Raw genomic sequence first — 11,969 nt, 5'->3', positions numbered from 1 at the left:
GACTCTCATGCACAAGATTGTTCAAAAGTGGAATAGCATTGACCTTATTTTGCGTATTGTTATTGGTCTTTTTCTTGGCGCTGCACTTGGTCTTTTTGTGCCAGCTCACGTTTACGTGCTAGATCTTATGGGAAAGCTGTTTGTAAGCGCACTTAAATCTGTTGCTCCGATTTTGGTATTCTGCCTGGTGATTGGCGCGCTTGCAAAAGCAAAAAGTGTTGGAAACATGAAGCTAGTAATCGTGTTGTATGCGCTTTCCACATTTATTGCAAGCCTTATAGCTGTTTGCGCAGCTATGATTTTCCCTGTTGACTTCACTTTTGCGCATGTTGAAGCAGCATCTTCTCCATCTCCTCAAGGAATTGGTGAAGTTCTTAATTCTCTTGTGTTAAATATTGTTGTAAATCCTGTAGATGCTCTTGCTAAGGGCAATTTTATTGGTATTTTATTCTGGGCAATCGCCTTTGGCGTAGCGCTTCGTTTGGCTGAGCCTTCCACTAAAGCATTCTTTGACAACGTTTCGTCTGCTATTGGAAAAATTGTCCACTGGATTATTAACGCAGCGCCTTTTGGCATTATGGGTCTTGTTTATGCAACGGTGGCAAGCAATGGTCTTCGTATTTTTAGTGAATACGGTTCCGTTATTGCCTTGTTAGTATGCACTATGGCTGTTGTTGCTTTGATTGTAAATCCTATTTTGGTTTTTGTTCTTACTGGCAAGAATCCGTATCCTCTTGTATTAAGAACATTGCGCGATTCGGGAGTTACAGCGTTCTTTATGCGTTCTTCTGCGGCGAATATTCCTGTAAATATGAATTTGTGCGAAAAGCTTGGCTTTAACAAAGACAATTACTCGGTTTCCATACCGCTTGGATCAACCATTAATATGAGTGGTGCTGCTATAACGATTTCGATTATGGCTTTGTGCGCTGCTCACACTCTTGGGATTTATGTTGATATTCCAACAGCTGTTATTCTGTCTGCTCTCTCTGCTGTTAGTGCTGCAGGTGCATCTGGTGTAGCTGGTGGCTCGCTTTTGCTTATACCTCTTGCGTGCTCGTCGTTTGGTATTTCAAATGATATTGCTATGCAAGTAGTTGCAATTGGCCTTATTATTGGCGTGATTCAGGATTCGTGTGAAACCGCTCTTAACTCTTCAACAGATGTTCTCTTTACGGCAGTTGGTGAATATCGCATGTGGCAGCGTGCAGGTCTTAAATTTAAGATGGGCATGGATCACGAGACTGTGCAACTTAACAAGTAGCTGTTGTAGCTGTTGCAACCGTTGCATCTGTTGTAGCGGTTACTAAGTATTCTTACAAGTACGCGTTCTTACGTTTTATGTTTTTACATTTTTACGTTTTAGAATCGCGTACTTTTGCTATATTTTGCGAGGTGTTATTGTAAATGAATTTAACAGACGTGCAAATAAAAGAGTATAAAAAATATAATAGCAAAGATATTTTAAGACTATATGATTCTGTTGGTTGGTCTTCATATACAGATGATTTACCCGCCTTGGAAAATGGCTTTAATAATTCGCTCAAGGTTTTAGCTGCGTATAAAAATGATGAGCTGGTCGGCATTGCTAGAGCTGTTGGCGATGGATACACGGTTGTTCTTATTCAAGATATTCTCGTTTTGCCAGAGTATCAACGCCAGGGGATAGGCTCTGCTTTGTTAAATGCGATTGTGGATTGTTACCCTAATGTTCGTCAAATTCAATTGACTACGGATTGCACCGAAAAAACTATTGCTTTTTATAAATCTGCTGGTTTTATTGAGTTAGCAGAAATTGAGTGCTGCGGTTTTATAAAAGACAGAGCATGATAGCGTATTAGGCTTTAGGAAAGTGGTAGGTTGTGTTTGCAGGAATGCTGCGGTTAATCCATGCATTTGCTGCGATTATACTTCCGCTGCCGATTGTGGTTTCTCCGCCTAAGATTGTTGCGTTTGCGTAGATTACAACATTATCTCCAATATTCGGATGCCGCTTTCCGCCTTTTACAGGATTTCCACAATTATCTAGCGCAAAACTTTTTGCACCCAGTGTTACGCCTTGGTAAAGCTTAACATGCTCGCCGATTACAGTTGTTTCGCCGATTACAATACCAGTTCCGTGATCTATGCAGAAATGTGCGCCAATTTTTGCTCCTGGATGAATGTCGATTCCAGTTTTTCTGTGTGCATATTCGCTCATAAGTCTAGGAATTAGCGGTACATTAAGTTCGTAGAGTGCGTGCGCTGTGCGGTGAATAAGCATTGCATAAAAACCAGGGTATGCGAGCGTGACTTCTACTTTACTTGTGCAAGCAGGATCGCCTTCGTATATGGCTTGAATATCTGTTAAAAGTAGCTTTTTAATTGCAGGAAGAGTATTTATAAATTGATCGCAAGTTTCTCGAATTTTAATTGTGTTGTTTGTGTAGCATTGAAGTTCGTGGAATATAATGCGTTCTATAGTATCTAACGCGTTTGAAGCAATTGTATTCAAACTAGCGTTATTATTCAAACTAGCGTTGAGTTGCGTAGTCTCGTTGCTTTCATTGCGCACATGCAACTCAGGCAAAAGTAGAGCCTGAGTTGCATGTATGAGTGCAATAATATTGCGGTAATTAGGTATGAATGTAGCTTGCCTTATGTCTGAATCGTTAATTGAGTTTAGTTGATTTATAAGGTCAAGGCGATCACTCATACATTTCTCCCGTTATTTTTATTATTTTCCTTTATTTTATAGTTTTGATCATTATCTAATAATGTTATTTATTATCCATTTATTATCCATATATTATTTAATCAAAACTTGCGTATTTACAGTAGTGCTCCTAAATTTAGTTAGTCTTCAAATAATGCTGTAGACAAGTATCGATCTCCTGAATCTGGCAGTATTGCAACGATGGTTTTGCCCCTGTTTTCTTCTCTTTTTGCTTCTTGGATTGCTGTCCAAATTGCAGCTCCGGAAGAAATACCAACGAGGACGCCTTCTTTTTTGCTTATAAGCCTGCCATTTTCGATTGCGTCTTCATTTGTTACGTGAACAATGCGATTATAAATGTTTTGGTTGAGCACATCTGGCACGAATCCTGCGCCGATTCCTTGAATCTTGTGCGCTCCTGGCTTGCCACCTGCGAGCACAGGGGAGTCGGCTGGTTCTACTGCGATTGCTTCCAGATTCGGATTTTGCTCTTTTAAGTATGTGCCAGTACCTGTGATTGTGCCGCCTGTTCCAACGCCAGCAATGAGCATATCCACGTTTCCGTCAGTGTCTTGCCAAATTTCTGGACCTGTTGTTTTGTAGTGCGCGTGCACATTTGCTTGATTGGTAAACTGTCCTGGAGTCCACGCGTTTGGCGTGTTTTCAACGATTTCCTTTGCTTTGGAAATTGCGCCTTTCATTCCATCTTTAGCTGGGGTGAGCACGAGCTCGGCGCCGTATGCTTTCATAAGTTTTCGGCGTTCAATAGACATGCTTTCTGGCATTACAATAATGCTTTTATATCCTTTTGTTTGAGCAATCATTGAAAGACCAATGCCAGTATTTCCAGAGGTTGGCTCAACAATTACTGAGCCTGGTTTAAGCGTGCCTTCGGCTTCTGCTTCTTCAATCATCTGCTTTGCAATGCGGTCTTTTACGGAGCCTGCTGGGTTAAAGTATTCGAGTTTTACAATGATTTTTGCTGCTAGATTGTACTCTTTTTCAATGTGTGTAAGCTCCATAAGTGGAGTGTTTCCTACGAGTTCTTGCACGGACTTGTAAATATTAGACATAATATTTCCCCTTACTTGTTTGTTGTTTTACTTGTTTGTTGTTTTGTTTAATTTGTTTTTAATTTTTAAAAAACAATTTTTATTAATAAAGTGATTATTTATTAGTTGTTTCTAAAGATGCCATTATTCGTTTTAACATTAACACGTATTAAATTGTTATTTTTTAACGTTATATTCGATTTTTGGCATAAAAAAAGAAACAGCGCGCTGTTTCTTGAATCGTAATTTGCTGTGTTTTAACGTAAATGCTTTTAACACAGGCTAGATGATGCATACTTACTGCTTGCAAACATCATTTCGATTAAGAAATGCGCAACAGCATACGTTACAACAACAATTTGTCATCATATTTGTATGATACATGTGCACTCCTTTACTCGTCGAAATGGTGATAAGTGAAGACTATAGCGAATGGATTTGTGTTTGTCAAATTTGATTCGTGTCTGCTGATACTAATGTGTATTAACTAATACTAATTTTAAGAAACTACGCGATTTGTGCATTTGCTTTCTTTGCTGCTTCATTTGATAGTCGGTAGTTTTATTGTTCGTAATACTCGTTCACAAATTCTTCAACAGATAGGCATGTGTATGTATAACCCAGCTTTTCACACAGTTTTACAACATCTGGCTTATCTAGTTGTGCGCTAGAAAGTATGTTATCTTGCATAAATGCGTCTCGCGTAGCGCCGTCAAAAAGAACCTTTCCATTGGAAAGCACAACAACGCGATTAAATACTCGAGCAACAAAATTCATATCGTGAAGAACAGCTATAACAGTTTTTCCTTGCAAAACAAGGTGTTTAATAATTGATTCAATACAATTTTTGCCGCAATCGTCTTGGGCGATTGTAGGCTCATCTAAAATAACAACTTGAGTATCCATTGCTAAAATCGACGCAATAGAAACCATTTTTCTTTCGCAAAGACTTAAATCGTAAGGATTTAAGTCGCTTTTATCTAAAAGTCCTACAAGTTTTAGACTTTCTTTTGCTTGGATCAATGCTTGACTCTTATCAATTCCAATTTTTAAAAGTCCAAACATTACTTCGCGCATAACAGTTGATTCAAAAATCTGGTCATCTGGATTCTGGAATACAAATCCAATATCTTTAGCAAGAGAGGGAACGCTACATTCTGCAATATCTTTACCATTTAATAAAACGCTTCCAGATTTTGGCGTAAGAAGTCCTCTAAGGATTTTAAGTAAAGTTGTTTTTCCAGTGCCATTTTGACCAACAATAGCGCATGCTCCAGGAGCAAAAGACAAATTTAGATTGTTGAATATTTGTGATGTTGGAGTATGAGAAAAAGACACATTTCGTATTTCAATAGTAGGAGTCATTGTAAGCGATTCCCTTCGTGCGAGCGTAAAATTCGTGACGTTTGATCAAGAGTTATTGGATACAAGCCATTATTGTTTTTTAACGAAAGTTTTTTGCAAATTTGAGTATAAACAGGAGGATTTACGCCATATTCTTCCAAGTCTTCGCGAGAAAAGACTTTCTGCGGAGTATCAAAATCAATGAGTTTTCCTTCGCTTAAAAGCATTACGCGGTCGCTATATTGCGCGATTTTTTCCATTTTGTGCTCAACCATAATAATAGTTTGGCCCTGATTTTTTAAGGATTCTACTGCTTTAAAAACCTCTTCTGAACCTTTAGGATCAAGCTGCGAAGTTGGCTCGTCTAAAATTATTACTTCTGGTTGCATAACTAAAATAGCGGCAATAGACATGCGTTGCATTTGACCGCCAGATAAATCATATGGAGAACAATCTTTAAGATGCGCAATATTAAGCATCTCCATAATTTTCTCTACGCGACTTTGCATCTCGCTTTGCTCAATGCCAATATTTTCCAGACCAAAAGCAATCTCCTCATACACAGTAAGCTTCGAGCCTGTAATTTGATTAAAAGGATTTTGAAAAACCAGTCCAACTTTTTTGCAAAGACTGTCTATTGGAGTAGTTTTTGCGTTAAGACCGTCTACCTCTACTTTGCCGCCGTACGCTCCGTGGTAAAGATTAGGAACAAGACCTAAAATAGCTTGAGATAATGTTGATTTTCCAGCTCCATTAGCACCTATTATTCCAATAAATTCGCCTTTATGAATATCGCAAGAAATGTCATTAAGTGCAAGAGTTTTACTATAAGGATAGCGATATTTTAAGTGCTCTATATGAATAGCTGCCATGCTACATATCCTAAATTATTAAGTAACGCATAAATAATAGATGCGATTATTACGATTAAACAAGCGCATAAAAATAGCGTATTGTATTTACTAGGCTTAAACGGTTTTATGAATGTTTTTTGATTATTGCACGAAAATCCGCGAACTTCTAAAGCTATAGTTCTTTCTTTAGAACTCATAAACGAAGACATTATAATCGGGGATATTAAAGGCAAAAAAGCTTTGAAACGCGTTATTAGGGAACCTTTTGTTTGTAATCCTCTGCTTCTTTGTGCATCAACAATAGTCGAAGTTTGCTGTGTTATTTGAGGAATGATTTGAAATAGAGATACAAAAACATAGCCCATTTTAGGTGGTAAACCAGCTTGTATCATCTCTTGCATCATATTAGAAGGTTTAGTTGTAAGCGTTAAAACACAAAATGCAAACGAAATATTTAATATATTTAGCACAATCTTCATTGCTACTTCAAAACCTTCTTTGCGAGCAATCAAAGGTCCTAGTTTGAATAAAATCGTGTAGTTTCCCGATCTAAAGAAAGTTTGAACTATAAAAATAGTTACAATAATAAAACCAGTAACTTGTATTACGATTTTTATTTTTGCTAGGACCCTTGATGTTGCAAGCAATATTAGGCTCAAAATAATAAAGATAGCAAAAGAAGTATAGCCTCCAAGCAAACTCGGCGTGCTTGTAGCGCATATTACGTATGCAAGCTTGGTTTTTGCAGATAGTCCGTTTAGAAACGAATGCTTATCTTCAAATAGGCTGATGCTTTTCATAGTATCTCGTCTTATTGTGCTTATAAAAACTTGTAGAACTTAACGTTTATGCGATTTATTTGCTTGCGATAAACGCTTATTTATCAAGATCTTCGTCATCGGATTGATAAATAGCTATTAAACTCTTAGGAAGAACTTTATAAATTCCAGCTGCAAGGAACAAAACAACAATCTTGTCTGGTATATCTACAACAAGCTCATCTACGAATGATGCAAAGAAGCCTTTGGAGCCCATTGCTGCAAAAACAGCGTCGCCCCAAACGTTTCCAGTGGTTCCGCCCCAATAAATCATGTTTAGAGGTGTAGAGATGATTATTGCGATTGCTGCAACAATAAGACTTGTTATAAAAATGTGTAAGCCTTTGTTCATGTACTTTAGTCGTGCAGCGATTCCAACGCTTACGCCGATTGCTGCAGCTGTAATGCTATAGACTGTAGAAATTGGATCAATTGTTAAGCCGTAGACAATATTGGTTAAAAATCCAGCAATTCCGCCCACAACAGGTCCTGCTAAGCATGCTGAAATGCAAGTGCCTAGTGTGCCAAGCCAAAGAGGTAGCTTTAACATGCTAGCGAATAGTTTTGCAACATAATTTATGCCGATTGCGGCTGGTATTAGTACGAGTGAAGCAGTAGTTAATTTAACGCTCCAAATAGTTTTTAGTTTCTTTACCATTTTTGAACTTCCTATCAGTTAAGGAATAAATTCAAGTTCATTATACGCTTTGAGAAATGTTATTAAAGTAGTTGAAAATTAATGTGTTATAAATTGTTATATTGTTTATTTTGTGTTATTTTGTTCTTTGTTATTTGTTTTGTATTAAGTCTTTATTGAAAATAATCACAGCTATATCACTTTTATATCAAAATCAAAGTTGTTATTATTTTGTTATTTGATTATTTCACTATTCCAAATTTTGCTATCACAAATTTAACTATTCCAAATAATGATTATTTATGATAAAAAAATATAAGAGCCTTTTATGACTTTTATAAAGATGTTGTTATAAAAATATTGGCGATTATAAGAGGGAGATGACGATGAATGTAAAACATAGTAACGTGTTTACAAATCCCGAAGTTTTAGAAAGACTTAATAAATTAGAAAAATCTCCCCAAATGCAAGGGAAACTAAATGAGTTAAAAGAAGGCATAAAAAATAACGCTTTTGACCCAATGCGTTTAATCCCATTAATACCAGTAGTGCTGATTATTGGTGCTGTTGGCAATTATCTTCCTTCGTTTGACTACTCTACTTATAAATATCCTTTACTCATAATAGTTGCCTTTGTTGTTTGCTTTGCTGGCAAGTTTTTTGTAACAAATAAGGTTGATGTAAATACTCTATATGCGAATAATGTTTTAACGCCGATTCTAAATGCGATTCTGCCAGGAACGGTATTAGAAAATTCTGAAGGAATTGACAATAGTATTTTTAATAATCTTCTGCCAATATCGAGTAGGTATTATTCAAATAAACACATAATTTTTGGCGATGAATTCAAAACTGAATTTTCAAACATGCAAGCAATACACTTTTCTAGAAGTGAAAGTGGAAAAACTGTTAAAAAAACGGATTTTATTGGGCAAGTCTTATTAATAAACGCAAAAACCAATATAAATGGTCACATTAGAATTGTTCCTGTTACTGGAAAGAACTTTATGGGGCAAAAACTAAGTGGATACTATGGCAAAAAAACAAAAGAGGAGAGTGAAGTTCAAACAGAATCCATTGAGTTTAACAACTCGTATTCAATCTTTTCTACAGACGATTTTTATACAAAGCTTGTATTAGATCCAAGTTTTATAGAAGCATTGAATAATTTGCAAAAAAGAATGAGAGTTTGCATATATCTAGATAGCGAGCATATTATTGCAGCTTTTGATTCTGGTCGGTATATATTAGGAAATCCTGGAAAATCTGGAATAGAAAACCTATCTTTAACAATAGAATATGCAAGATTTAGAGATGTTTTGGCTGAATATTACGAAATAATCAGCGTAATTAGAGAAAAATTGCAAAATTAGAAGCTATAAAATTAAAAAAGTAGAAATTGCAATACTTGTGAATTGCAAAATTAGAGATAATTAAGACTAGAAAAAGGCTAAAAATAAAGGAGACATTATGGATTATAAGACTATTTTAATAGTTATTGCGGCAGTGCTTGTAGTGGCTATTGGCTGGTTTATTGGTACGTTAAATAGACTAAGAAAATATAGGGTGATTATAGAAGAGTCGCAAAAAAACGTTGACATTGCGCTCGCTAAAAGGTACGACACGATTTGCCAAATGCTTAAAGTTGCGCAATCGTTTGCAAAATACGAAAAAACAACATTAGTTGATTTGGTGAGTTTAAGAGAAGGATTAAACTCTGCGGATTCTAGCGAAGCAATGAAAAATCAGAATCATGCAATAGGGAAGATTTATGCTTTGGCAGAAGCTTACCCAGAATTAAAGTCTTCAGAACAATTTTTGAATTTGCAAGAAGAAGTGAACGACGAAAACGAGCAGCTGGCTGCAGCAAAAAGAATAGTAAATAGTAACATTAGTACTCTTAATCAAAATATTGTTACCTTCCCAGTTTCGCTTATTGCAAGATTAAGCGGAATAAAGCAGATGGCTTTTCTTGATGAAGATGATCTAAGCAATAAGAAGAATATTGATAGCATATTGGGCTAGACACTATATTGAGCTAGATAGCATATACATATATGAAGTAGCCAATCGCCCGCGAATTTGCAGTGATTGGCTATTTTTTTATAATCTTTGCGTACTAATGCTTGTATTTGTATATAGTATTGAGTGATTATAGGATGGAGCTGATTGTGTGAAGGAGCTGATTATATGGCAGAATATGATTTACCGATTTTAGAGTATGATTCAGATAAAAGTGCAGTTTTAATGCCAAATCACGATAATATTTCTGTTCAGCTTCCATCTAAAGCGGTTTTTGCTTTCTTAGGCGATGAAATCGATCAGTATGCTTTAAGCAGGAAAGCTACGATTGTAGCAAATTTTGAATCTGCAACTAAAGTATATCCAATATATGTTTTGGAAGAGAAAGTAGAGAAAAAAGTAGGGGATAAGGCAGGTGAGAATGCAGGTGAGAAAGTAGATGAAAAAGTAGAAGAAGAAACGCAAAAAATCTGCTTGGTACAGGCCCCAGTTGGCGCTCCTGCCGCTGTTCAGATATTAGATTGGTTGATTTCTTACGGCGTTAGGGAAGTCGTTAGTGCTGGTTCTTGCGGATCGCTAGTTGATTATGCGGAAAACGTTTTTCTGGTTCCGTATAAAGCTTTAAGAGATGAGGGAACTTCTTATCATTATTTGCCTCCAAGTCGTTATGTTGACGTTTCAGAGCGTTCAAGGCATGCTATTTTACAAACTTTGCAAGCGCACAATTTGCCTTATCATGAAGTTAAAACGTGGACTACGGATGGGTTTTTCCGTGAAACTAAGACGAAAGTTGCTAGTCGTAAGCAGGAGGGCTGCGCGGTTGTGGAGATGGAGTGTTCTGCTTTAGCTGCGTGTGCGCAAATGCGTGAGATTGTTTGGGGTGAGATTCTTTATACTGCAGATACTTTGCATGATGTTGAAAATTACGATGAGCGCAATTGGGGTGGGGATTCTAAAGCGTATGCGCTTGAGCTTTGTATTGAAGCAGTGTTGCGCATTTGATTTTTGTACGCGTTTACAGAGCTAATTAATGGGCTCGACGTGTATCAAACTTTGCCTGTTTTTTACAATTTGGGGTAGTGAAGAAAATAGCCGCAAATGGCAAAAATCTTCACCAGCGTTTATTAGATGTATATTGTTGGTGACTTTCAGCTAAATGCTAAATAAACTGCGATATTACAATGCCTGCAGCCATAAGTGGAATGTTAAAAATAAGGAATGTTGGAACACAAGTATCCCAAATGTGGCTGTGCTGACCATCTGCATTTAAGCCAGAAGTAGGACCAAGCGTTGTATCGGAAGCAGGAGAACCTGCGTCTCCAAGAGCTGCAGCGGAAGACATAAGAAGAATTGTTGCAGGAGTGCTAAAACCAATGCTTTGGCAAAGCGGTACGAACAAAACTGCAAGAATAGGAACCGTGCCAAACGAGGTGCCGATGCCCATAGTAACAAGCAAGCCAATAATCGTAATAACGAATGCAGCGATTAGCTTGTTTTGACCCATACAAGCAACGCCAAGGTGTACAAGCTCATTAACTCCGCCCGTAGCTTGAATCACGTTAGCGTAGCCGCCAGCAATGAGCATAATAAATGCAATAAGACCCATAAGCTTAACGCCGCCCATAAGCTGCTTGTCGATGTCTTTCCACTTTATTGCGCCAAAAATAATCATGGTTACAAGACCTGCAAGAGAAGAAAGCGAAAGATCCTTACTAATAACTTGCACTACTACAACAACAATAATCGCAAGAATGGTTACGTAGTGTGCTTTAGTAAGCGGGCCAACAACAGCGTCTGCAGCGCGAGTATCTGCTTCGGTTGTTTTATATTCGCGAGGCTTGCGGTATAGAACAAAAACTGCAAACAGTAAAGCTGCAAGCATTGCAGCACCTAAATACCAATTCACAGCGCTAACGTCTGAAACGCTAACTTTCATGCCGTTTTTAGAAAGATTAGTTGCAATAACTGTTTGGAAAATTAAGCCAAAGCCAAATGGAATAGCAATGTATGGAACTTCTAGGCCGAACGCAGTACAGCAAGCGGCAGCACGGCGATCTAGCTTAAGCTTGTTCATAATGGAAAGAATTGGTGGAATAAGAATAGGAATATAAGCAATATGAACTGGCACAATATTTTGAGACATGCATGCAATAATCGTTAGAACTGCAAGAAGAATAAATTTGTTTGCGCCAATAAGTTTACTGATTTTTTTAGAAATGATTTGAGCTAGACCGGTTGCTGTAATGGCTTCTGCAAAAGTACCAAGAAGAATGTAGGCGAGCGCAGTTTGCGCGTTTGTGGAAAATCCATCGCAAAGCAGCGCCATAATAGTATGGCTTCCATCTCCAAAAAGAGGGAGATGGCCGGCAATGCCGCCTGCAACGCACGCAACAATCATTGCGAGTAAAACATTGAGTTTAGCGAGACTTAACGCGCATAACACTACAACCGATACAATTACTGGGTTGCATAGAATGTTTAAAATTTGCATACTCTTTCACCTCTTTTTAAAGTTATCTTCATTTTGATGTTTGTAATAATATGTTT

The 11,969-nt window shown here is 37.3% G+C and carries 12 protein-coding genes; 5 read left to right on the top strand and 7 right to left on the bottom strand.

The window, feature by feature from the left end; translation table 11 throughout:
* Positions 1–7 precede the first annotated feature (7 nt).
* Entirely contained in the window at positions 8–1,264 is a 1,257-nt protein-coding gene (gene sstT / locus NYP55_RS01255) for a serine/threonine transporter SstT (RefSeq protein WP_060785535.1), read from the top strand.
* 143 nt (positions 1,265–1,407) lie between these two features.
* On the top strand, positions 1,408–1,830 hold the full coding sequence (locus tag NYP55_RS01250) for a GNAT family N-acetyltransferase (protein ID WP_018638233.1): 423 nt from the start codon (positions 1,408–1,410) through the stop codon (positions 1,828–1,830).
* Positions 1,831–1,837: 7 nt separating this feature from the next.
* Here the strand turns inward: NYP55_RS01250 and epsC are convergent, their stop codons facing one another.
* The 6 genes from epsC to NYP55_RS01220 form a co-directional block, all read right to left on the bottom strand.
* Entirely contained in the window at positions 1,838–2,695 is an 858-nt protein-coding gene (gene epsC / locus NYP55_RS01245) for a serine O-acetyltransferase EpsC (RefSeq protein ID WP_060785534.1), read from the bottom strand.
* A gap of 140 nt (positions 2,696–2,835) precedes the next feature.
* Positions 2,836–3,768 carry a cysteine synthase A gene (gene cysK, locus NYP55_RS01240; protein WP_472781444.1) on the bottom strand — a complete coding sequence of 311 codons (933 nt, stop codon included), beginning with the start codon at positions 3,766–3,768 and terminating at the stop codon, positions 2,836–2,838.
* Positions 3,769–4,308: 540 nt separating this feature from the next.
* Positions 4,309–5,112, bottom strand: a complete 804-nt coding sequence (locus tag NYP55_RS01235; protein ID WP_472781443.1) for an energy-coupling factor ABC transporter ATP-binding protein — start codon at positions 5,110–5,112, stop codon at positions 4,309–4,311.
* Positions 5,109–5,963, bottom strand: a complete 855-nt coding sequence (locus tag NYP55_RS01230; protein WP_472781442.1) for an energy-coupling factor ABC transporter ATP-binding protein — start codon at positions 5,961–5,963, stop codon at positions 5,109–5,111. The genes NYP55_RS01235 and NYP55_RS01230 overlap by 4 nt, the downstream gene beginning before the upstream one ends.
* Complete coding sequence (locus NYP55_RS01225; protein WP_016807706.1) at positions 5,945–6,745, bottom strand: energy-coupling factor transporter transmembrane component T family protein; 801 nt, start codon at positions 6,743–6,745, stop codon at positions 5,945–5,947. Before NYP55_RS01225 ends, NYP55_RS01230 begins: the two co-directional genes overlap by 19 nt.
* A 76-nt stretch (positions 6,746–6,821) precedes the next feature.
* On the bottom strand, positions 6,822–7,421 hold the full coding sequence (locus NYP55_RS01220; protein WP_016799393.1) for a hypothetical protein: 600 nt from the start codon (positions 7,419–7,421) through the stop codon (positions 6,822–6,824).
* 365 nt (positions 7,422–7,786) lie between these two features.
* Between NYP55_RS01220 and NYP55_RS01215 the strand changes: the two genes are divergently transcribed.
* The 3 genes from NYP55_RS01215 (at position 7,787) to NYP55_RS01205 (ending at position 10,424) form a co-directional block, all read left to right on the top strand.
* The gene (locus NYP55_RS01215) at positions 7,787–8,773 is read left to right on the top strand and encodes a DUF3137 domain-containing protein (RefSeq protein WP_472781441.1); all 987 of its coding nucleotides are present in this window, start codon (positions 7,787–7,789) and stop codon (positions 8,771–8,773) included.
* 97 nt (positions 8,774–8,870) lie between these two features.
* Positions 8,871–9,425: a LemA family protein gene (locus NYP55_RS01210; protein ID WP_472781440.1), complete on the top strand. Its 555-nt coding sequence runs from the start codon at positions 8,871–8,873 to the stop codon at positions 9,423–9,425.
* 165 nt (positions 9,426–9,590) lie between these two features.
* Positions 9,591–10,424: a nucleoside phosphorylase gene (locus NYP55_RS01205; protein WP_346284134.1), complete on the top strand. Its 834-nt coding sequence runs from the start codon at positions 9,591–9,593 to the stop codon at positions 10,422–10,424.
* Positions 10,425–10,581: 157 nt separating this feature from the next.
* Here the strand turns inward: NYP55_RS01205 and NYP55_RS01200 are convergent, their stop codons facing one another.
* Positions 10,582–11,913 carry a Na+/H+ antiporter family protein gene (locus NYP55_RS01200; RefSeq protein WP_346284135.1) on the bottom strand — a complete coding sequence of 444 codons (1,332 nt, stop codon included), beginning with the start codon at positions 11,911–11,913 and terminating at the stop codon, positions 10,582–10,584.
* Positions 11,914–11,969: the final 56 nt, after the last annotated feature.

This window comes from Gardnerella sp. c10Ua_31 (genome assembly GCF_055700915.1).
Note: the sequence above shows the minus strand (reverse complement) of the source record. Positions and strands in the feature narration are given on the sequence as shown.

Excerpts from the sequence above, each read along its gene's own strand:
- sstT (WP_060785535.1), top strand. The coding sequence starts at position 8 with ATGCACAAGATTGTTCAAAAGTGGAATAGCATTGACCTTATTTTGCGT.
- NYP55_RS01250 (WP_018638233.1), top strand. The coding sequence starts at position 1,408 with ATGAATTTAACAGACGTGCAAATAAAAGAGTATAAAAAATATAATAGC.
- epsC (WP_060785534.1), bottom strand. The coding sequence starts at position 2,695 with ATGAGTGATCGCCTTGACCTTATAAATCAACTAAACTCAATTAACGAT.
- cysK (WP_472781444.1), bottom strand. The coding sequence starts at position 3,768 with ATGTCTAATATTTACAAGTCCGTGCAAGAACTCGTAGGAAACACTCCA.
- NYP55_RS01235 (WP_472781443.1), bottom strand. The coding sequence starts at position 5,112 with ATGACTCCTACTATTGAAATACGAAATGTGTCTTTTTCTCATACTCCA.
- NYP55_RS01230 (WP_472781442.1), bottom strand. The coding sequence starts at position 5,963 with ATGGCAGCTATTCATATAGAGCACTTAAAATATCGCTATCCTTATAGT.
- NYP55_RS01225 (WP_016807706.1), bottom strand. The coding sequence starts at position 6,745 with ATGAAAAGCATCAGCCTATTTGAAGATAAGCATTCGTTTCTAAACGGA.
- NYP55_RS01220 (WP_016799393.1), bottom strand. The coding sequence starts at position 7,421 with ATGGTAAAGAAACTAAAAACTATTTGGAGCGTTAAATTAACTACTGCT.
- NYP55_RS01215 (WP_472781441.1), top strand. The coding sequence starts at position 7,787 with ATGAATGTAAAACATAGTAACGTGTTTACAAATCCCGAAGTTTTAGAA.
- NYP55_RS01210 (WP_472781440.1), top strand. The coding sequence starts at position 8,871 with ATGGATTATAAGACTATTTTAATAGTTATTGCGGCAGTGCTTGTAGTG.
- NYP55_RS01205 (WP_346284134.1), top strand. The coding sequence starts at position 9,591 with ATGGCAGAATATGATTTACCGATTTTAGAGTATGATTCAGATAAAAGT.
- NYP55_RS01200 (WP_346284135.1), bottom strand. The coding sequence starts at position 11,913 with ATGCAAATTTTAAACATTCTATGCAACCCAGTAATTGTATCGGTTGTA.